The organism is Variovorax sp. TLI9-5A, assembly GCF_056867935.1.
The window spans coordinates 3,062,658-3,083,311 of the sequence record NZ_CP200310.1 but is presented as its reverse complement, the minus strand read 5'-3'; the positions used below and the strand labels follow the sequence as shown (position 1 = coordinate 3,083,311).

20 protein-coding genes are annotated in these 20,654 nt (G+C 68.0%); 12 read left to right on the top strand and 8 right to left on the bottom strand.

Features of this window, described 5'->3' with window-relative positions:
* Window positions 1–76: 76 nt before the first annotated feature.
* The gene (locus AC1VNX_RS14645; RefSeq protein WP_483157341.1) at window positions 77–1,486 is read right to left on the bottom strand and encodes an aminotransferase-like domain-containing protein; all 1,410 of its coding nucleotides are present in this window, start codon (window positions 1,484–1,486) and stop codon (window positions 77–79) included.
* 355 nt (window positions 1,487–1,841) lie between these two features.
* Here AC1VNX_RS14645 and AC1VNX_RS14640 point away from each other — a divergent pair, with 355 nt between their 5' ends.
* The 9 genes from AC1VNX_RS14640 to AC1VNX_RS14600 all read left to right on the top strand — a co-directional run bounded on the left by AC1VNX_RS14640 (window position 1,842) and on the right by AC1VNX_RS14600 (window position 9,636).
* The gene (locus AC1VNX_RS14640; protein ID WP_126022040.1) at window positions 1,842–2,324 is read left to right on the top strand and encodes an MSMEG_0572/Sll0783 family nitrogen starvation response protein; all 483 of its coding nucleotides are present in this window, start codon (window positions 1,842–1,844) and stop codon (window positions 2,322–2,324) included.
* A gap of 143 nt (window positions 2,325–2,467) precedes the next feature.
* Entirely contained in the window at window positions 2,468–3,520 is a 1,053-nt protein-coding gene (locus AC1VNX_RS14635; RefSeq protein ID WP_483157340.1) for a Nit6803 family nitrilase, read from the top strand.
* Entirely contained in the window at window positions 3,483–4,565 is a 1,083-nt protein-coding gene (locus AC1VNX_RS14630; protein WP_483161956.1) for an MSMEG_0568 family radical SAM protein, read from the top strand. The genes AC1VNX_RS14635 and AC1VNX_RS14630 overlap by 38 nt, the downstream gene beginning before the upstream one ends.
* Before the next feature lie 2 nt (window positions 4,566–4,567).
* Entirely contained in the window at window positions 4,568–5,128 is a 561-nt protein-coding gene (locus AC1VNX_RS14625) for an MSMEG_0567/Sll0786 family nitrogen starvation N-acetyltransferase (RefSeq protein ID WP_483157339.1), read from the top strand.
* The gene (locus tag AC1VNX_RS14620) at window positions 5,125–6,135 is read left to right on the top strand and encodes a sll0787 family AIR synthase-like protein (RefSeq protein WP_483157338.1); all 1,011 of its coding nucleotides are present in this window, start codon (window positions 5,125–5,127) and stop codon (window positions 6,133–6,135) included. The genes AC1VNX_RS14625 and AC1VNX_RS14620 overlap by 4 nt, the downstream gene beginning before the upstream one ends.
* Window positions 6,128–7,309, top strand: coding sequence for an MSMEG_0565 family glycosyltransferase (locus tag AC1VNX_RS14615; RefSeq protein ID WP_483157337.1), 1,182 nt, complete (start codon window positions 6,128–6,130; stop codon window positions 7,307–7,309). Before AC1VNX_RS14620 ends, AC1VNX_RS14615 begins: the two co-directional genes overlap by 8 nt.
* Window positions 7,300–7,587: an MSMEG_0570 family nitrogen starvation response protein gene (locus AC1VNX_RS14610; RefSeq protein WP_483157336.1), complete on the top strand. Its 288-nt coding sequence runs from the start codon at window positions 7,300–7,302 to the stop codon at window positions 7,585–7,587. Before AC1VNX_RS14615 ends, AC1VNX_RS14610 begins: the two co-directional genes overlap by 10 nt.
* Before the next feature lie 46 nt (window positions 7,588–7,633).
* Entirely contained in the window at window positions 7,634–8,953 is a 1,320-nt protein-coding gene (locus tag AC1VNX_RS14605; RefSeq protein ID WP_483157335.1) for an MSMEG_0569 family flavin-dependent oxidoreductase, read from the top strand.
* A 74-nt stretch (window positions 8,954–9,027) separates the two neighbouring features.
* Window positions 9,028–9,636, top strand: a complete 609-nt coding sequence (locus AC1VNX_RS14600; RefSeq protein ID WP_483157334.1) for a hypothetical protein — start codon at window positions 9,028–9,030, stop codon at window positions 9,634–9,636.
* On the opposite strand, the gene AC1VNX_RS14595 is transcribed toward AC1VNX_RS14600, so the two are convergent.
* Window positions 9,622–10,332, bottom strand: a complete 711-nt coding sequence (locus tag AC1VNX_RS14595) for a Crp/Fnr family transcriptional regulator (RefSeq protein ID WP_483161955.1) — start codon at window positions 10,330–10,332, stop codon at window positions 9,622–9,624. The genes AC1VNX_RS14600 and AC1VNX_RS14595 overlap by 15 nt on opposite strands.
* A gap of 264 nt (window positions 10,333–10,596) precedes the next feature.
* On the opposite strand from AC1VNX_RS14595, the gene AC1VNX_RS14590 reads away from it, so the two are divergent.
* Entirely contained in the window at window positions 10,597–12,735 is a 2,139-nt protein-coding gene (locus AC1VNX_RS14590) for a DUF6351 family protein (RefSeq protein ID WP_483157333.1), read from the top strand.
* Here AC1VNX_RS14590 and AC1VNX_RS14585 read toward each other — a convergent pair.
* From AC1VNX_RS14585 to AC1VNX_RS14565, 5 genes are all read right to left on the bottom strand, one after another.
* Complete coding sequence (locus AC1VNX_RS14585) at window positions 12,732–13,622, bottom strand: amidohydrolase family protein (protein ID WP_483157332.1); 891 nt, start codon at window positions 13,620–13,622, stop codon at window positions 12,732–12,734. The two genes, AC1VNX_RS14590 and AC1VNX_RS14585, sit on opposite strands and share 4 nt — an antisense overlap.
* A complete protein-coding gene (locus AC1VNX_RS14580; RefSeq protein WP_483157331.1) occupies window positions 13,619–14,572 on the bottom strand; it encodes a tripartite tricarboxylate transporter substrate-binding protein in 954 nt (317 codons plus the stop codon). The genes AC1VNX_RS14585 and AC1VNX_RS14580 overlap by 4 nt, the downstream gene beginning before the upstream one ends.
* Before the next feature lie 23 nt (window positions 14,573–14,595).
* Window positions 14,596–15,570 (bottom strand): Bug family tripartite tricarboxylate transporter substrate binding protein, encoded by a 975-nt coding sequence (locus AC1VNX_RS14575; RefSeq protein WP_483157330.1) that lies wholly within the window; start codon window positions 15,568–15,570, stop codon window positions 14,596–14,598.
* 28 nt (window positions 15,571–15,598) lie between these two features.
* Window positions 15,599–16,237: a 4-carboxy-4-hydroxy-2-oxoadipate aldolase/oxaloacetate decarboxylase gene (locus AC1VNX_RS14570; RefSeq protein ID WP_483161954.1), complete on the bottom strand. Its 639-nt coding sequence runs from the start codon at window positions 16,235–16,237 to the stop codon at window positions 15,599–15,601.
* A gap of 80 nt (window positions 16,238–16,317) precedes the next feature.
* On the bottom strand, window positions 16,318–17,187 hold the full coding sequence (locus AC1VNX_RS14565; protein ID WP_483157329.1) for an NAD(P)-dependent oxidoreductase: 870 nt from the start codon (window positions 17,185–17,187) through the stop codon (window positions 16,318–16,320).
* Window positions 17,188–17,383: 196 nt separating this feature from the next.
* On the opposite strand from AC1VNX_RS14565, the gene AC1VNX_RS14560 reads away from it, so the two are divergent.
* Window positions 17,384–18,055, top strand: coding sequence for a GntR family transcriptional regulator (locus AC1VNX_RS14560; RefSeq protein WP_126022029.1), 672 nt, complete (start codon window positions 17,384–17,386; stop codon window positions 18,053–18,055).
* Window positions 18,056–18,191: 136 nt separating this feature from the next.
* Here AC1VNX_RS14560 and AC1VNX_RS14555 read toward each other — a convergent pair whose 3' ends face one another.
* Window positions 18,192–19,100, bottom strand: coding sequence for a LysR family transcriptional regulator (locus tag AC1VNX_RS14555; protein ID WP_483157328.1), 909 nt, complete (start codon window positions 19,098–19,100; stop codon window positions 18,192–18,194).
* 108 nt (window positions 19,101–19,208) lie between these two features.
* Between AC1VNX_RS14555 and AC1VNX_RS14550 the strand changes: the two genes are divergently transcribed.
* The gene (locus AC1VNX_RS14550; protein WP_483157327.1) at window positions 19,209–20,489 is read left to right on the top strand and encodes an SGNH/GDSL hydrolase family protein; all 1,281 of its coding nucleotides are present in this window, start codon (window positions 19,209–19,211) and stop codon (window positions 20,487–20,489) included.
* The last annotated feature ends 165 nt before the right edge of the window (window positions 20,490–20,654 follow it).

Genomic DNA, 20,654 nt, shown 5'->3' with positions numbered 1-20,654 from the left:
CCGCAAGTTCTGTACCCCGAATCGTGATGCAGCAGCAAGTGATCAATCCCGTGTGAGTTCACCCTTCCGGTGCCGCTCACGCGCCGTGATTGCTGTCCCGAAGCGTGGCATGCGGATGCATCGGATGCGCCAGCGTGTCGGCGATCAGCCGCAGCGCCTGGTCGCACTGCTCGCGCGACATCGGCCCGCCCAGGCAGATGCGTACCGCGTCGGGCGGATCGCCGTCGGTGGAGAAAGCCGCGCTAGCCACCACGCCCACGTTCTGCGTACGCAGGTACGAGGCAAACTCCACCGGACTCCAGCCCGGCGTGAGCGGCAACCAGGCATGAAAGCCCTCGGGGTGCGCCTGCAGCCCGCTGTCGCCCAGGTAGCGCGCGGCCAGCGCCTGCCGCGCCACCGATTCCGCGCGCACGGCCTGCAGCATCTCCTCGGCCGTACCGTCCTCCACCCACAGCGTGGTCAGCGCATTGGTGATCGGCGAAGCCATCACGGTGGTCGCACGCATCGCGCCCGCCAGTCGCTGCGACTGCACCACCGTAGGCGAGCACACGTAGGCACTGCGCAGCCCCGCACCGAAGCACTTGGAAAAGCCGCTCACGTAGTACGTCAGCCCCGGCGCCAATGTGGCGAGCGACGCAGGCGTCTGGCGCGGCAGCATGCCGTAGGCGTCGTCCTCGATGATCGGCACCGCATAGCGCAGCGCGACGTCGGCCAGCGCCTCCCGCCGTGCGCGCGACACGGTCGCGGCGGTCGGGTTCAGCAGCGTGGGGTTGCAATACAGCGCCTTGGGCTTGAGCGTCTTGCAGGCGTGCTCGAAGGCATCGGCGATCGGACCGTCGTCGTCCATCTGCAGCGCATGCAGCTGCACACCGAGCTGCGCCGCGATGGCTTTCACGCCCGGGTAGGTGAGCGACTCCACGCAGACCAGCTCGCCGGGCCGCGCGAGCTGCGAGAACAGCGCGGTCAGCACGCCGTGGATGCCGGGGCACACCAGGATGCGATCGACGCTGGCGTCGGGCACGAAGCGCCGCAGCCAGTGCATGCCCGCGGCGCGGTCGTGCGCGGTGCCGCCGAAGTCCTGGTAGCGCAGCAGGTCGTGGAAGTCGACCTGTGCGAAGGCGCGGCTGGCGCTGTCGTGCAGCCGCGCCATCAGGTGCTCGTCGTCGGGTTCGGGCGGCATGTTCATCGTCATCTCGGCGCCACTGCCGCCACGCAGCCGCAGGCTGGGGCTGCCCGAGCGGATGAAGGTGCCGGTGCCGGCGCGCGAGTCGATAAGCCCGCGCTTGCGCGCCTCGGCATAGCCGCGCGCCACGGTCGTGTAGTTCAGTTCGAGCTCGGTGGCCAGGTCGCGCAGCGTGGGCAGGCGGTCGCGCACGCCGAGGCGGCCGGTCTTGATGTCGTCCGCAATCAGGTCTGCCAGCAGCAGGTAGGCCGGGCGCGAGGTGTTGCGCAGTTGCTTGCGCCAGTGGGCGGTGATCGTGGTCATGGTGGGCGCTCCGGTGAAGTTGATTGCATCCATTGATTGCATCCGGCCACCGATCAACATGCAGGAACCGCGCCCGCTCCTCGGGAGAGGAATGCTTCGATCAGGTGCGATCAACCCCATTGATCGGGTGCATTGATTGCATGGAATGCGCGTCGTCACGGTGCGCGAAAGGCCTTCCGGGGCCGCCTCCCTCGCCTTCACGGGGGCTGCCAAAGATTTTTTTCACCCGCGCGGCCCGCGCCGCCGCGTGTTGATCGCGCATTGATCGCACGCGCCCGCCGAGGCGCTGGCACATCGCCTGCGAAGGAGAAGGCACGCAAGACCTGCGTACCCACCACCCAACCCGGAGTACCCCATGCCCAAAGTCACCCGCCCCCGCAACGAAAAAGGCGAGTTCCTCGTCGACTACGAAGAGAAGGTGTTCGAAGACGTCAAGGCAGAGCCCGGCGAGAAGGCGCTCGTCACCTTCCACACCGTGGCCTTCGAAGGCTCGATCGGCTTCGTGAACCTGCTTCAGGCCACGCGGCTCAAGCGCAAGGGCTACGACACCTCCGTCCTGCTTTACGGCCCCGGCGTGACGCTGGGCGTGCAGCGCGGCTTTCCCACGCTGGGCGACGAGGCCTTCCCGGGCCACCAGAACTTCAACAAGCAGATCGCCAAGTTCATCGAGGAAGGCGGCAAGGTGTATGCCTGCCGCTTCGCGCTGCAGGCGCTGTACGGCCACGGGGAAGGCGCGCTGATCGAGGGCATCACGCCGATCAACCCGCTGGACGTGCTCGACCTCGTGCTGCTGCACAAGAAGGCGGGCGCGGTCGTCATCGACACCTGGACACTGTAAATGTCCACCCCCAGTCTTCGCGCACTTCGTGTCGCTTCGCCACCCCCCTCGCCGGGGGCAACACCTGCAGCCCGGCAAAGCCGGTTCTGCGGTGTTCCCCGAATTGGCTTCGCTGCGCTAGCCGTCGTGGACAGGGGATGAGCATGACCTCTTCTCACCGCATCGTGCGCGCCGCGGCGATCCAGATCGCGCCCGACTTCGAGCGCCCCGAAGGCACGCTCGAGCGGGTGTGCGGCGCCATCGACGAGGCCGCTGCCAAGGGCGCGCAGCTCGCGGTCTTTCCCGAGACCTTCGTGCCCTACTACCCCTACTTCAGCTTCGTGCTGCCGCCGGTGCTGCAGGGCGCGCCGCACCTGCGGCTGGCGGAGCGCGCGGTGGTCGTGCCCGGCCCCGTCACGCAGGCGGTGGCCGAGCGGGCCCGCGCCCGGAACATGGTCGTCGTGCTCGGCGTGAACGAGCGCGACCATGGCAGCCTCTACAACACGCAGCTGGTGTTCGACGCCGACGGCACGCTGGCGCTGAAGCGCCGCAAGATCACGCCCACGTATCACGAGCGCATGGTCTGGGGCATGGGCGACGGCGCCGGCCTCAAGGTGGTCGACACGGCCGTCGGCCGCGTGGGCGCGCTGGCCTGCTGGGAGCATTACAACCCGCTCGCGCGCTACAGCCTGATGGCGCAGCACGAAGAGATCCATTGCGCGCAGTTTCCCGGCTCGCTGGTCGGTCCGATCTTCGCGGAGCAGATGGAAGTGACCATCCGCCACCACGCGCTCGAATCGGGCTGCTTCGTGGTCAACGCCACCGGCTGGCTCACGGACGAGCAGATCCGCTCGGTCACGCCCGATGCGGACCTGCAGAAGGCGCTGCGCGGCGGCTGCCACACGGCCATCGTCTCGCCCGAGGGCAAGCACCTCGCGCCGCCGCTTACCGAAGGCGAAGGCATGGTGGTGGCCGACCTCGACATGGCGCTGATCGCCAAGCGCAAGCGAATGATGGATTCGGTCGGCCACTACGCGCGGCCCGAACTGCTGTCGCTCGCCATCAACGACCGGCCGGCGCAGACCACCGTGCCGATGCACCCCACGCAACCCCTCGTTCACCGGAGCCACGACCATGACCACACCCTCGACGATGCAGCAGCCCGACAGCCGGCAGCTGATGACCGAACTCCAGTCCTTCGGGTTGCGGCTGGTTGACCCTTCGGCCGGCGTCGCGAGCCGACGCGGCGGCGCGGGCCCCTCGGACCACAAGGCCGTGACGGTGGACGGCCACACGATCATGGTGCCGGTCCACACCTCCACCGCCTGGCATTCGCCCTTCACGGCCGAGGCGCCCGACGCCGCAGGCGTCAGCCGCGTGATGCGCGGCAGCATTCCCATTGCGAGCATCAGTTTTCCGAAGCAGCCGCGCTTCTACGCGATGCAGACCTTCGACGGCGTGCCCTATTCGCACATCGCCACGCTGCACGGCAGCGACGTGCTCGCCACCACCGTGCTGCAGACCTGCATCCGCTACGAGAGCCGCAGGAAGAGCTGCAAGTTCTGCGCGATCGGCCAGTCGCTCGCGGCCGGCCGCACCGTGGCGCGCAAGACGCCCGAGCAGCTCGCGGAGGTGGCGCGCGCCGCCGTGCTGCTCGACGGCGTGAAGCACATGGTGATGACCACCGGCACGCCCAACGCCACCGACCGGGGCGCGGCCGTGCTGTGCGAGAGCGCGTTCGCCATCAAGGCGGCGGTCGACATTCCCATCCAGGGCCAGTGCGAGCCGCCCGACGACGACCAGTGGTTCCACCGCATGAAGGCCGCGGGCATCGACACGCTCGGCATGCACCTGGAAGTGGTCACGCCCGAGGTGCGCGAGCGCATCATGCCGGGCAAGGCCAGCGTGCCGGTGTCGCGCTACATGAGCGCCTTCGAGGCGGCCGTGGGCGTGTTCGGCCGGGGGCAGGTCAGCACCTACATCCTGGCCGGGCTGGGGGACACGCGCGAAGCCATCCTCGACACATGCGACCAGCTGCTGGCGCGCGGCGTGTACCCCTTCGTCGTGCCCTTCGTGCCCATCAGCGGCACGCCGCTGGAAGACCACCCGGCGCCCACGCCGGAATTCATGAAGTCGCTTCTCGCGCCGCTGGGCGAGCGCGTGGTGGCGGCGGGCCTGCGCTCGGCAGACATCAAGGCCGGCTGCGGCAAGTGCGGCGCCTGCTCATCGCTCTCCATCTACGAAAAAGAAAGCGAGAGCTGACCATGCTGTGCATCGACGACCTCTGCGAGATGGCGGACCGCTACGCGCCCGTCGAGTACCTGGTGCGCGAAGCCGCCCAGCAATGGGAGCGCGACGAAGCGATGGCGCTGCGCCGCGCGGTGTTCTGCATCGAGCAGGGCATCTTTGCGCGCGACGACCGCGATGCGGTCGACGACCACGCACGGCTGCTGGTGGCGATGTCGTGCAACGGCGGCATGCCCGACCAGGTCGTGGGCACGGTGCGCATCCATCGCGGCGAAGCGGCCGGCGAATGGCGGGGCTCGCGCCTTGCGGTGCACCCCGCCTTCCGCAGCCAGGGGCACCTGGGCGCGACGTTGATCCGGCTCGCGGTGTCGCGCGCCCATGCGCTGGGCTGCAAGATCTTTCTCGCGCAGGTGCAGATGCAGAACGTGCCGCTGTTCGAGAAGCTCGGCTGGACCGCGCTCGAGGAAACCGCCGTGCACGGCCGCCCGCACGCACGCATGCGGGCGGACCTCGGCCGGTATCCGCCCTGCCACGATCCGCTGAGCGGCTTCGTCACGCGCGCGAAGGTGCCGGCATGACGCAGCAGCACGTCCACGACATCGCCGAGGCCCTTCGCGCCACGCGCGGCTTCGCCCACAAGCGCGACATCAGCGACGTGGTGTCGGCGCTGGGCCGCTCGCTGCCCGGCGGCCACGGCGCGCTGGCGCAGGCGGTACCGATCGGCGACGACTGCGCCGCCATCCCCGACGGCCACGGCGGCTACCTGCTGTTCGCCATCGAGGGGCTGGTGGAAGACTTCATCGTGCGCATGCCGTGGTTCGCCGGCTACTGCGGCGTGATGGTCAACGTGAGCGACATCTACGCCATGGGCGGGCGCCCGACGGCCGTGGTCGACGCGCTGTGGAGCACCGGCATGAACCCGGCCGACGACGTGCTGCGCGGACTCGCCGAAGCGGCCGTGCGCTACGGCGTGCCCATTGTGGGCGGCCACAGCAACAACCGCAGCGAGAGGCCGCAGCTGGCGGTCGCGATCCTCGGGCATGCGCGCCGGCTTCTGACCAGCTTCGACGCGAAACCGGGCGACCTGCTCGTGATGGCGGCCGATTTGCGCGGCGCCTACGAAGAGCCGTTTCCGTACTGGAACGCCTCGACGCGCGCGCCCGCCGCGCGGCTGCGCGCCGACCTGGAGCTGCTGCCGGCCATCGCCGAGGACGGGCTTTGCTGCGCCGCCAAGGACATCAGCATGGCCGGCGCGGTGGGCACGGCCATGATGCTGCTGGAATGCTCGGGCGTGGGCGCGCGCATCGACCTCGGCGCGCTGCCGCGGCCCGACGGCGTCCCCCTGCTGCGGTGGCTGTCTTCGTTTCCAAGCTATGGCTTCGTGCTCAGCGTGGCGCCCGCGCAGGTCGCGGCGGTAATGGCGCGCTTCTCGGCCCGCGACATCACCTGCGGCGTGATCGGCGAGGTCGATGCCACACGGCAGGTACGGCTGCGCGCCAGGGGCGAGGAGGCGCTGCTGTGGGACTTCGGCAGCGATGCCTTCATCCAGCCGGCAAGCGATACGCGCGAGGCGACCTATGTCTGAGCGCCCCTTGCGGATCGCCCTGCTCACCCACTCTGTCAACCCGCGCGGCGGCGTGGTGCACACGCTCGAACTCGCAACCGCGCTGCACGAGGCGGGCCATGCGGTGACCGTACTCGCACCAGCGGCGCCGGGCCAGCGGCTGTTTCGTATGCCGCCCTGCGCGGTCGATCTGGTGCCGGTGCACGGCACGCCGCGCGACACGGTGGAGATGGTGCGCTCGCGCATCGCGGCCTTCGTGCAGCATCTGCGCGGGCTGCTGCGGCACCGGCAATTCGACGTGCTGCATACGCACGATTCCATCGGCGGCAATGCGCTGGCTCAGCTTCGCGAGGCGGGCAACATCGCCGGCTTCGTGCGCACCGTGCACCATCTCGACACCTTCGACGTGCCGCAGCTCACGCAGTGGCAGCACACGGCTTTCGCGAGCGCGAGTCAGGTGCTGTGCGTGAGCCATTTGTGGTGCGAGCACCTGGCGCGCGAATATGCGATCGAGGCGCACGAAGTGCCCAACGGAGTGGACACCGCACGCTTCTCGCCCAATGCGCAGCCCGCCGACGAACTGCTGGCACGGCGGCTGGGCATCCGTCCGGGCGCGCCGGTGGTACTGGCGCTGGGCGGAGTCGAGGAGCGCAAGAACACGATGCGGCTGCTTTCCGCCTTCGCGTTGCTGCGCGCCACGCATCCGCAGGCGCAACTGGTCATTGCCGGTGGCGCGAGCCTGCTCGATCACTCGGCCTATGCGCTGGATTTCCGCGCGCGGATGCAAACACTGGCCCTCGACGAAGGCCCTCTGCAGGCGGTGCGGCTGACCGGCCCGCTGCCCGACGAGGACATCCCATCGCTCTACCGGCTGGCGGACGTGGTCGCGATGCCGTCGCTTCGCGAAGGCTTCGGCCTGGTGGTGCTCGAAGGCCTGGCCAGTGGTGTGCCGGTGGTCGCCTCGCGCATCGCACCGTTCACCGAATACCTGGCGGAAGGCGACGTGAGTTGGGCCGATCCAGCCGATGCAGCCTCCATCGCCAACGCCTTGCGGCACGCGCTATCGACGCGCGATCCGCAGCGCATCGCGCGCTCTGCCTCGCGGCTGGCGAAGCGCTTCAGCTGGCAGGCCAGCGCCGAACGCCACGTCGCGCTGTACCGCACCGCCATGCAGGAGACCGAGCCATGCCCGTGATGCATTTCCACGTGCGCTGGCCCGATGCCAGCGAGACCCGCTGCTATTCGCCCTCGCTGGTGGTGCGGGACTACCTCGAGCCCGGCCGGCGCTACGCCCTCGACGACTTTCTGCAACGCACACGCGAGGCGCTGGGCATTGCCTCGGAGCGGGTGCGTGCGAAGTACGGCTTCGCCTGTTCGCAGGCGATGGACCAGCTTGCCGAGATCGAAGGCATCGCCGCGCGCTTTTCAGCGACGGCCGATGCGCAAGTCACCGTCGTCGCCTTCGACGACTGACTCACCCCACGCCACATCCAGAGACCGAGATAGAGAAAGAGCACCCATGTCACACCCTTACGGCGGACGCAGCCACTACAGCGTCGTCATCGTCGGCGGCGGCCAGGCCGGCCTGTCGCTGAGCCATTGCCTGCAGCAGCGCGGCATCGACCATCTGGTGATCGAGAAGCGCAGCCTGGTCCACACCTGGCGCACGCAGCGCTGGGATTCTTTCTGCCTCGTCACACCCAACTGGCAGTGCCAGCTGCCGGGCTGGGGCTACATCGGCAGCGATCCGCACGGCTTCATGGTCAAGGACCAGATCAACGAATGGCTCGCGGGCTTCGTCGAGCACGTGAAGGCGCCCGCCATCGAGGGCGTGACCGTGGAGCGCGTGTTCCGCGTACCGGGCACAGGCGGGCGGGAACACGAGCGCTTCACCGTGCAGACTGACGCGGGCCTCTACACCGCCGACCAGGTGGTGGTGGCCTCGGGCGGCTACCACAAGCCGATCGTGCCGCGCCTGGCGGAGAAGCTGCCGGCAGGTGTGGCGCAGTTCCACTCGGCGCAGTACCGCAACCCGGCGCAGCTTCCGGAAGGCGCGGTGCTGGTGGTGGGCTGCGGCCAGTCGGGCGCGCAGATCGCGGAAGACCTCCACTTGGCCGGGCGCAAGGTTCACCTGGCAACGGGCAATGCGCCGCGGTGCGCGCGCTTCTACCGGGGCCGCGAGGTGGTCGACTGGCTCGCCGACATGAAGTACTACGACATGCCCGTCACCGAGCATCCGCTGCGCGAGGGTGTGCGCGACAACACCAACCACTATGTGACCGGCCGCGACGGCGGCCGCGACATCGACCTGCGCCGCTTCGCGCTCGAAGGCATGGAGCTGTACGGGCTGCTGGAAGGCTTCGATGGCGGCCGCTTCGAGTTCCAACCCAACCTGCGGGACAACCTCGACCAGGCCGACGACACCTACAACCGCATCAACGCATCGATCGACCGGCACATCGCCGCGCAGGGCATCGAGGCGCCGCCTCCTTCGGTCTACACGCCGGTGTGGGAGCCGCCGGAAGAGCGCACGCGGCTCGACCTCGCGGCGGCAGGCATCACCAGCGTGGTCTGGTGCATCGGCTTCTCACCCGATTTCGCGTGGGTCGACGCCCCCGTGTTCAATGGACGCGGCGCACCCGTGCACCTGCGCGGCGTGACGAACGAGCCGGGGCTCTACTTCCTCGGGCTGCCGTGGCTGCACACCTGGGGGTCGGGGCGCTTCTCGGGCGTGGCGCGGGATGCGGAGTTCCTCGCGGAAGCGATCGAACGGCGGAAGACGCAACGCCGCGATGCGCGCACAGAGGAGATGCCGCTGCGAGGACTTCATGCCGCCTAGCGAGTCGCGAAGACGCCTTCACCCGACCTCCCCGATCACGTAGCATCCGGCTTCCTCACTCCCGGAGCCAGTTCATGAGGCTGCTGATCGCCCTGTTCCTCTGCGCGCTTCTGTGCGCATGCGCCAGCGCCCCGGGCACGGCGCCATCAGCCACGGAAGCGGCGATCGCCGAACCGGCACCGGCGCAGCCCACCGGAGTCCAGTGGCGCTACATCAATTCCAAGTCGTACGAAGCGCTGAACGCCGGCCTGGGCAACAGCCATCGCTTCGAGAGCAATGTCGGCTGGATCGACGTCTACGTCTACGACATGAAGCGCAATTGGCAGCCGGGCGTCGGCGATCCGCAGTTCGACGATCACTTCCGAAGCACCATCGCCGAGGTGCAGCGCGCCGCCGCGCAGGGCGTGTATGCCAGCGCGCGGATCGGCCCCACGAAGGACGTGCGCATCGAAGGGCTGACCTTCCGCACCGTCTCGTTCCGCCTCGTGCACGCGCGCGACGGCAAGGCCTACGACTCGTTCACCTACCTCGCGGTGCGCAACGGCAAGCTGCTGAAGTACCGCATGTCCTTCAACACGCCGGCACCTGCCAACGTGGATGCGATCGCGCGCGAGTTCATCGAGCGCAACGTGCGCACCGGCCCCGACACGCCCGCCGGCACGCGCCAGCTACGCAGCACCTGACCCGGGGCGCCCGCCCTCCCCGGCCAGCGCGCAACTGCACGATGCCCGGTAGCCGCGCAGGCCCGCGAGGTCGAGCACCGTCAGCCCGCGCTTCTCGAGGCGGATGAGCCCCAGCGCCTGGAAGCGTTGCAGCGCGACATTCACGCGCTGCCTCGACACGTTGGCGAGCAGCCCGATCTCGGTCTGCCCCACTTCCAGAGAGCGCGGTGCTTCCGGGTACAGCTCCGGGTTGTAGAGGCTCGCCAGGCAGTTCGCGACGCGCGCATCGGTGTCGAGCAGGCGCTCGTGCTCCAGCGCGCCGATGAAGAGGCTGAGCCGCGCGTTGAGCAGGTCCTGCAGGTAGTGGTTGAAGGGCACGCTGGTGCCGCGCAGCCATTCGAAGGTGCGGCGCGGCATCAGCGCCACGCGGCTGGGCCGCAGCGCGAACACGTCGTAGCGGCGCGCCTCGTGCTTGAAGAGCGATCCCTCGCCGAACCACACGCCGGCCGACACGCCTGTGAGCGTCGACACGCGCCCGTCCTCCGACGCCACCGACATCTTGGCGAAGCCGTCGATCAGCGCCATCCAGTGCTCGACCAGCTGCCCCGCGCGCGCGATGCAGCCGCCGCGCGCGAACTGCCGCTCCTGCATGCTGCCGAGCACGTGTTCCAGATCGGCGGGCGAAAGCGCCGCCGCCCATTTGGAGCGCCGCACCATCTCCTCCATCGCCTGCGGAGCGGCAGGCTCGCCGGTCGGATCAGGGGGATCAGGGATTACCTGTAGCAATTCGCGCGTCATCTGTCGTCGCAACGACCGCGGCCCGGAACGTCCATTCGTATTCTTTCAAGGACATACAACACAGGAGACGTCCATGTTCGCTACACCCCGCCACCCGCGCAAGCGGGTTTTTCCGTGGCCTCGCCCATCCCGCGCCGTTGCAGCCGGGCTTGTCGCGATGGCCGGCGCCCTGCTGGTCGCCGCATGCGGGGAGGCTCCGACAGCGGCCCCGGGTTCTCGTTCATTCCCGGCGCCAGCCCGCCGCCCTCGACGCCGACGCCGGCCGCGTTCCAGGTGAAGACGCTCTCGTCGTCGCCCGACATGATCAGCGGCGGCGACACGCTGCTCGAGATCACCGCGCCCGTGGGCGTTGCGCTCGACAAGGTGCGTGTGAGCCTCAACGGCAAGGACGTGAGTTCGCAGGTGCCCGTAGCCGACAGCACGGCCCGCGTGCTGCGCGGCCTCGTCACCGGGCTCACGACCGATGCGTCCAGCACCACGGGCAGCAGCAATTCGCTGGTGGTGAGCAACGCCGACAACTCAGCGCAGCGCACCGAGGTCAAGCTGGTCAACTACCCGATCACCGGACCGATACTTTCGGGTCCGCACATCTCGCCCTACGAATGCCGCACGGTGCAGAACGGCCTGGGCTCGCCGCTCGATGCAGACTGCTCGGCCGCGACGCAGGTGGTCTGGTACTACCGCAGCACCTCCAATACTTTCAAACTGCTTTCAGACCCGACGGGCACGCGGCCGGCCGACCTCGCGACCACGACCACCAACGACGGCAACACCGTGCCCTACATCGTGCGCGTGGAGTCCGGCACCATCAACCGCGGCGTGTACCGGCTCGCGGTGCTCGACAACCCGGCCAAGGACGCTCCCGCCACCTGGAAGCCCGGCCCAGGCTGGAACAGGAAGCTGGTCGTGTACTTCGACTGCTGCGGCTCCGCCCAGTACAACCAGGGCGTGCATCCCATCGAGTCGATCCTCGGAGACGCGGGCCACATCCAACTCTCGCGCGGCTTCGCCTTCATGAACTCGACCGAGCTGTGGAACAACCAGCACGCCAACCCGCACCTGCAGGGCGAGACGCTGATGATGCTGAAGGAGCACGTCATCGAGGAATTCGGCACCGTGCCCAAGTGGACCGTCGGCTTCGGCGGCTCGGGCGGCGCCATCCAGCAGTACCTGATCGCGCAGCTCTACCCGGGCCTGCTCGACGGCATCCAGCCCATCGTGTCCTTCCCCGAGACGCTGATGCCCGAGGTGATGGAGTGCCGGCTGCTCAACAACGTCTACAAGCTCGACACCGCCACCTGGACCACGGCCAAGCAGAACGCGGTGAACGGCTTCAACACCAACACCTGCACGAGCTGGGACCTGTCCTTCGCGAGCATCATCAAGTCCGACAACGCGGCGGGCTGCGGCTTCCTGGAGCCGGCCAACGCGTCGAACGTGTTCAACCGCGCGAGCAACCCCAACGGCATCCGCTGCGACCTGTTCCAGACCAATGTGAACCTGCTGGGCAAGCGCACCGGCACGCAGGAGGCGCGCCGCCCGATCGACAACATCGGTGTGCAGTACGGCCTGGCCGCGCTGAACAGCGGCGCGATCTCGGTGAAGGAATTCCTCGACCTCAACGAGAAGGTCGGCGGCTACGACGGCGACGGCAACACGCAGGCCGCGCGCTCCGAGGCCGACCCCGACGCACTGAAGCTCACCTACTCGGGCGGTTTCAAGAACAGCTTCAAGGGGCCGGGCCTCGCGAACATTCCGATCATCACGCAGCGCGGCAACGCCGACCTGGTGGGCGACATCCACGACACGATGCAGGACCTGATCATCCGCGCCCGCCTGCAGCGCGCCAACGGCCGCAGCGACAACCAGATCATCTGGACGCTGGGCTCGAAGACGCCGGTGGACTACATGTCGGCCTCGCTCGACCTCATCAACAAGTGGCTGGACAACATGGCCGCCGACACGTCCGCGCCGTCCATCGACAAGGTGGTGCGCAACAAGCCCGCGGGCGCCAACGATGCCTGCTGGGACGCCACCGGCAAGCGCATCGACGAAGCTGCGTCGACCGACCCGGCCGCCGCCTGCAACGCGGTCTATCCGCGCTTCAGCACGCCGCGAATCGTGGCCGGCTCGCCGCTGGTGAACGACGTGCTCAAGTGCCAGCTCAAGCCTGTCAATGCGGCCGACTACTCGGTGACCATTGCGGGCGCCGACCTGGCGCGGCTGCAGACCATCTTCCCTGCAGGCGTGTGTGACTGGAGCAAGCCCGGCGCGGGCCAGGAGGCGCTGCGGAGCACCTTCTTGCGGCTGCCGTTCAACTAGATGTCGAATCCGTACAGGGCGCGTGGGTTGTCGACCAGGATTCTGGTGATCTCGCCTGCAGAGAACCATCGCGAGAGCAGCCCCATGAGCACAGCGTCGTCCGGCTTGTACCCACCCTCGGTCACATGGGGCCAGTCCGTTCCCCACACCAGCCGGTCGGGGTACTTGGCAGATAGCCTCTGCGCGAAACTCTCAAGATCCTCGTAGGCCGTCGACTGGGGCGACGCAATGTACGGCGCCGACAGCTTGAGCCACGCGCAGCCGGTGGACAGGAGTCGGAACACGCTGTCTTCCAGGCTTGGCCTCAGCTCCGGGAACACATTGAGACGCGCATAGTGGTCGATCACGACCGGAACCGGCAGTCGAATGAGACGGTCAGCGAGGCCGATCAGCGTGGCTGCGTGGGCATGGATCTGGATGTGCCATCCAAAGGGCCGGATGAGTCCGGCGACATCTTCGAGCATGCGCTCGTGCGTGGCACCGGCCTGCACCAGGTTGAATCGAACTCCGACGACGCCAGCGTCCTCGAGATCGCGCAGCTGCGACGCGGTTGCCGTCGGATCGACGACGGCAACGCCTCTGGCACTGTCGCCCAACGCCTTCAGGCCGGCCACGAGAACACGGTTGTCCAATCCGTAGCTGGAGGGCTGGACCACCACGTTGCGAGACGTGCCCAGGCGCCGCTGGAGCGCCCGGTAGTCCTGCGGCGTCGCATCCGGGTGCTTCAGGACATCGGGGCCGGCATACGGCGAGGCGTTGTCGAACAGGTGCATGTGGCAGTCGCAGGCTCCTTTCGGCACGGCAAATGCCGGAGCGTTCGTGCCGGTCGAAAAAGGTGTGTCCATGCTGCCATCCCGCCTCGCCGCTGCCGAAGCGACGAGCGTCATTTCTTCCGCGTCGCCGCTTCGTTCCAGAACGCGTACGACTTGGCCAGCTCGACTGCGGACTGGTTCAGGTCGGTGGGCGCCAGATCGAGCGACATCTCCTTGATGCGTGCCTGTACCTCGGCGTCCTTGAGAACGGCACGCAACGCAGCGTTGAACTTCTCGGCCAGCACCGGAGGCAGGCCCTTGGGCGCAAAGAAAGCGTTGAAGCTGTTCACGTCGACGCCGGTGAAGCCCAGCTCCTCGAAGGTCGGGACCTCCGGCAGCAGCGAGGAGCGCTTGCCGCCCGAGATGGCCAGGATGCGGACCTTGCCGCCACGCGCCATCTGGACGCCCTCCGGCTCCCCGGTCACCCCGGAGGCGAGCTGGCCACCGATGAGCTGGGGCATCAGCTGCGCCGAACCGCCGAAGGCGATCGACTCCATCTTCACATTCGCCTTGCGCGTGATGGCCGCACCGATGATGTCCGGCACACCGCCCTGCAGCGGTACACCGTAGTTGCCGCTCTGCGGATCCTTGCGGACCATGTCCACGAACTCGGGAAGAGACTTGGCAGGACTGGTCAGCGGTACCGCGAACGTCCATTGGAAGCGGGCCACCTGGCCGACGGGCACGAAGTCGCGTACCGCGTCGTACCCCGCCGTGGGCGTGATCAGTGGAACCACGACCACCGAATGATCGAGCGCCAGAAGGAAAGTGGAGCCGTCGGCGGGAGCGGCCTTGACGGCCGCAGTACCGATCTGGCCGCTTGCACCGGGCCGGTTGTCCACGATGACAGTCTGGTTCAGTTCCTTGCCCAGCCTGGGTCCGAGCAGGCGGGCGAGCGCATCCGTGGCGCCGCCGGGCGCGAACGGCACGACGATCCTGATGGGGGTCTTGAAATCCTGGGCACCCGCGGCCAGGGCGGCGAATACCGCGACGGCGCCCACGATCAGCGTTCTTTTCTTCAGCATGATGTTCGTCTCCTCTATGGTTGTCATTCGATCCTGGCGCCGGTCTCCTTGATGACCTTGGCCCAACGCTCACCTTCGACCTTCATGTAGTCCGAGTACTCCTTGGCGCCGCCACCCAGGACGACCGAGCCCTGCCCTGTAAGCCGCTCCTGTGTGGGCTTGTCCGCGAGCGTCTTCTTCAGCGCAGCGGTCACCTTCTCGACGACCTCCCTGGGAGCGCCCCTGGGAAGCATCAATCCCTGCCAGGCGCCCATGTCCATGGTCGTCTTGCCTGTCGCCTCGCGGATCGTGGGCACGTCCGGCAGCAGCGCGGACCGCTTCTCGCTGGTGATGGCCAGGGCGCGGAGGGCACCGCTCTTCACGTGCGCAATGGATTCGTTGATCGGCAGGAACATGAACTGGGTGGTGCCGGCGAGCAGGTCGGCAACGGCGGGGGCGCTGCCCTTGTAGGCCACGTGCGCAGCCTGGATGCCCTCCTCCTTGGTGAACAGGGCGCCGCCCAGGTGGAGCAAGGCGCCCGATCCCGACGAGCCGTAGTTCATTTCCCCGGGCTTCGCCTTGGCGAGAGCGATGAACTCGTTGACGGTCCTGGCAGGAACCTTGGGGTTCACTACCAGCAGCAGCGGGATGGTCGCGGTGAGCGAGATGGGCGTGTAGTCCGCATAGGGGTCGAAGCCGGGCCTGGCGTACAGGGAAGGCGCAAGCACGACGGCGGAGGTCGCATAGAACATCGTGTAGCCGTCCGGCGCGGCACGCTTGACCTCGACCGCGCCGAGGTTGCCCCCGGCGCCGCCCCTGTTGTCGACGACGATGGTGCCGTCGAGCTCCTTGCCCAATTCCTGGGCGACGATGCGCGCATTGATGTCGGCCGAGCCGCCCGCGGCAAACCCCACCACCATGCGGATGGGCTTCGACGGGTAGGCATCTGCGGCCTGGACTTGTGACAGGGGCGCCAGAAGGGCGGCGCAGGAAAGCGCCATGGTCATGAACTTGCGCACGTGATGTCTCCTTTTTGTATGGGGGCGCTCAGACGAGGCCGAATCGCTTGAGGGTGTCGGTCAGGTTGAGCAGCTCGGCTGTCATCGCGCCCTGTTCGATCGCCTTGCGCTGGCCAGCCTCCTTCTCTTCCCTGGCCAGGCTGCTGGAGATGGCCGAGGCCACCTCGTCCCTGGGGACGACGGCGACGCCGTCGCGGTCGCCCACGATGATGTCGCCAGGATGGATGAGGACATCGCCGAAGGTGATCGGCACATTGAGCCTGCCGGGCTGGTTCTTGCCTGTTCCCTTGATCGACAGGCCGCGGCAGAACACGGGGAACCCGAGTTCGATGATGAGGTTCGCGTCGCGCACGCAGCCGTTGATGACCAGGCCCGCAATGCCCACTTTCATGGCCTGGATGGTCAGCACGTCACCCCACGGTCCGGCCTCCATGAAACCCTTGGCGTCGACCACGAGCACGTCGCCGGGCGCGGCCTTCTGCACGGCGTAGTGCAGCATGAGGTTGTCGGCGGGACGGCAATCCACGGTCAGTGCCGGCCCTGCCAGCCGAACCGTGGGGTCGATCGGCTTGATGCCCTGGTCGAGCGCACCTTTGGCGCCTTGGGCCTCGTAGACGGTTGCGGCTCCGAGGTCGCGAAGCTGTTTGATCTGGTCTTTGGTTGCCAATGTGTTCTCCAAAAGAAAATGAGCGAGGACGAGCACCGGGGGCATGCGGCACCCGGAACAAGCAGGGGTTGAAAGTCAGGCTAAGAGCCGGCGGTGGCGGTGGTGAGCAGCCAGTCGATCGCCTGTTCGACGCTCGGGTCGTCGCTCGGCAGCGGCGTGTGCTCGAGCGCCGATGCGGTTGCCACGAATCGCTGCTCCACGCCGGGCAGAACCACGGACGACAGGCCCTGGGCCGTCAGTTCGCCCTGGGCGTCACGGACCTCATGCGCTCGCCGCCTGGCGTGCACCACGTGCGTTCGTACCAGCATGTCCATGAAGGACCGCAGCGGCGTCTGGTCGATGTCGGCAAGCTGGGCGTACAACTCGCTGCGCACGCCCTGCTTCTCGGCGCTCATCAGCAGTTCCACGCACAGCGCTTCCATGCCTTTGGTGAAGATGCTGCGCAGGATCTTCAGCGAGATGGCATCGCCCGCCTTGGCGCCCTCGATCACCTGTACACGCCCACCAGCCTGCTCCATGAAGGCCTTGAAATCGCCGGCACCTTCGCCGGACACCAGCAGCGGTGTGCGCACCAGATTCAACGAGATGGCCCCCATCACGGCCGTGTCGACGTACCTGACGCCTGCGGCAGCCGCCCTGGCCGCAGCCTCGCGCTTGACCGCCGGACTGGCTGTCGTGAAGTCGGCCACCGATGCTCCGTCTGCGAGATGAGGCAGGACCGCCTCCAGCACCGGCAGCGCCGTCGTGCCAGTGACGCACGAAAGCACCCACTGCGCATCGGACAGCCAGGCTCCGGGGCCTGGATGGATGGGCGCGCCGATGGACGCGGCAAGCTCCTCTGCCGCTGCAGCTGGCCGAACCTCGCAGACGCTGACCTCGAAGCCAGCGGCGTGCAGCGGGGCAGCGAAGCAGCGACCCAGCTCACCCAGACCAATGATTGCGATACGCATCGAATTCGCTCCTTGAAAGTACAAAAATAATACAAACAAAAACCAATCGGATCAACACTTCGAGTGTTTTCACCTAAGACTGAAAACCCTCGGTACCTTCAAAGAACAAAAAAAGTACAAATGGTCAGGCCCACACATCAATCCGGGCGAACTTGGCCCATGCCTAGAATCCACGAGGGCCAACGAAGATCACGACATGCAAGGCAGAGACAAGGCATATGAAGTCCTGAGGCAGCGCCTGGTGGGGGGGCACTACAGCCCAGGCACCCAGCTCAAGGAGGAGCCGCTCGCGCGCGAGCTGGGCCTGAGCCGCACACCAGTCCGCACGGCGCTCAGGCGCCTGGTGGCAGACGGCCTCGCCACCGACAGCGTGGGCCAAGGCATCCACGTGGCCGAGTGGTCGGAGTGGGACATCGAGGAGACGTTTCAGCTGCGGATGCTTCTCGAACCGTACGCGTCATCGCTGGCGGCGCAGCGCGGCGGCGAGCAACTGGTTTCCCAACTCACGGCCAGCAACGACCGGATGGCCGCGGCCATCGCCGCCGGCGGCGCGGGAAGCGTTGCGACCATTCAGGACGCCAACCGCACGTTTCACCGGTCCTTGCTGGAGGCCTCGGGGTCGTCGCGGCTGAGGGCGATGCTGGAGACGATGATCGACATGCCCATCATCGTGCGCTCCTTCTACATCTACACGACGGCCGAGCTGGAACAGAGCCTGCATCACCATCGCGATCTCACGCTCGCGGTCGAAGCACGCGACGGCGAGCTGGCGCGGCAGGTGATGCAGTTGCATCTGCGGATGTCCTACCACCGCTTCATGAAGCACCGCGACGAATTCGCCCGCGCACGGAACCGGGACGCGGCCTGATCGCCTGACCCTGATGACGCCTGAGCCAGGCTCGGCGTTGGTCATCAGCCTGCCTCGCGGTGCGCAGCGACCCGGAGACACCGGGCGTTGCGCCCGCCTCCCTTCGCCGGTGGGTGCGCTGCCGGCCTCGGCCTTGTCAGGCTGCCTGACGCGCCGACGCCCCCGGCAGCTTCGCCACCCGCTCGGCGAGGAAGTCCACCAGCACGCGCACCCGCTGCGGCTGGTGGCGGCGCGGCGCATAGAGCAGATGCATTTCCTGTGCGGGGCCGGTGTGGCGGCCGAGCACGCGCACCAGCCGGCCCTGCGCGAGCAGCTCCGCCACCATCCATGTCGGCTGCAGCGAGATACCTGCGCCGCCCTGCACGGCATCGAGCATGGCCACCGCGTTGTTCACCCGGTAGCGGCTGCGCACCGGCACCGAGACCGGGCCTTCGGGGCCGTCGAGCAGCACGCCGTCGTCGCCCGCCGCGTAGCGCAGGTAGTCGTGCGACAGCAGGTCCTGCGGCGTGCGTGGCTTGCCGCGTGACGCGATGTATTCCGGCGAGGCCACCAGCACGCGCGGCCACGAGCCCAGCCGGCGCGCGACCAGATCGGGCGGCAAGGTGCCGCCGACGCGCAGCGAGACGTCGATGCGGCCTTCCAGCGGATCGATGAAGCGGTCGTCGAGCACCAGTTCGAGTTCGATGTCGGGATACAGGCCCAGGAACTCCAGCGCCATCGCGTTGAGGTGCCGCTGCCCCAGCGTCACCGGCGCGCTCACGCGCAGCAGGCCGCGCGGCTGCCGGATGCCTTCGCGCGCGTCGGCCACCGCGTCGCCGTAGTCCTCCAGCACGCGCCGGGAGCGCTCGTGGAAGCGCTGGCCTTCTTCGGTGAGGCTCAGTCCCGCCGCGGTGCGACGCAGCAGGCGCACACCCAGCGAGCGTTCCAGCCCGGCGACCAGCTTGCTGACGGTCGGCTGCGTGGTGCCGAGCGCGCGGGCCGCGCCCGAGAGACTGCCCAGCTCCACGCTGTGCACGAAGGCTTCGAGGGCGCGCAAGGTGTCCATGGTGTATTCGAGTATGGAATGCTCTGGATGCCATTCTGCCTTCTACCCATCCGGACGAGCATGAATGAAAGTCGTGGCCTCGCTTCAACTTTCATCCGGAAAAACTCCATGACCACCTCCGCTCTCGCCTCGGCCCTGCGCCACGGCGCTCTCGCGCTCGCCCTTGTCGGCTCGGCCACAACTTCGACAGCCGAACCCGCCCCAGTCACCTACTGGAGCCCCAGCTGGATGGCCAGCACGCAGCCCGTCTGGAACGGCGATTTCGTGCTGCCCTCCGGCCTGCCCTTCCAGTTCAACCGCCAGACCGTGCGGCAGGTCGCGCGCCTGAGCATCGGCGGATCGCGGCTGCGCGTGGTGATCAGCAACGAAGGCGGCACGACACCGCTGTACATCGGCGCCGCGCACGTGGCCCGGCATGGCGGGGGCTCGGCCATCGTCGAAGGCACGGACCGGCCGCTGCATTTCGGCGGGCAGGCCGAGGTGACCGTTCCGCCCGGTGCGCGCCTCGTCAGCGACCCGGTGGACATCGCCCTGCCCGCGCTCACCGAGCTTGCCGTGTCGCTCTACCTGCCACGGCCCAGCCAGCCCGCAGGCTTCCACTTCGACGCGCGCCAGACCGCCTACGTCGCCGATGGCGACCTGAGCGGCGCGGCCCACCTGCCAGCGGCTGCCACGCAATGGAGCACCCGCGTCTACTTCAGCGGCCTGATCGTCGAAGCGCCCCGCCCCCCGGCCACCGTCGTCGCTCTCGGCGACTCGATCACCGACGGCAACGGCTCCACGCCCGGCGCCAACACCCGCTGGCCCGACGCACTCGCCGAGCGGCTGGCGGGGCGCAATGTCGCGGTGCTGAACGCCGGCATCTCCGGCGGCCGCCTGCTGAAGGACGGCATGGGCCGCGCGGGCCTTGAGCGCGCGGGCCGCGACGTGTTCGGCCAGCCGGGCGTGCGCGCCATGATCGTGCTGCTGGGCACCAACGACATCGGCTGGCCCGGCGGCCCCTTCGCGCCCGAGGAGCCGGCCATGCGCGCCGAAGCCGTCATCCAGGGGCTGCGGCAACTCGCCGAGATGGCACGCGCCCACAATGTGCGCATCATGGCCGGCACCATCCCGCCGAACGAGCGGGCGCTGCAGGGCACGCCGCTCGAAGGCCACCATTCGCCTGCCAAGGACAAGGTGCGCCAGGCCGTGAACCGCTGGATCCGCGAAGGCGGCGCCTTCGACGCTGTGGTCGACTTCGACGCCCTGCTGCGCGACCCGGCAAACCCCTCGCGGCTCAAGGCGTCGATGGACTCGGGCGACCATCTGCATCCGGGCGATGCCGGTTACAGGGCGATGGCTGCGGCCATCGATCTGGAGGCTCTTCTCGGCCCGGCCGCACAGCCCTGAAGAACCTTTTTCTCAAGGGTTTGCGGGCCCCCGAAATACTGTACATAAATACAGTATTTCTCTAAAATTCGTCGTCTCCAAGAACAGCATCGAGGCGACTCCAATGACCACCGCCAGTCCGCCTGCGCCCACGGCGCAGGTTCTTTTTTCTCCAGGCTGCAACGG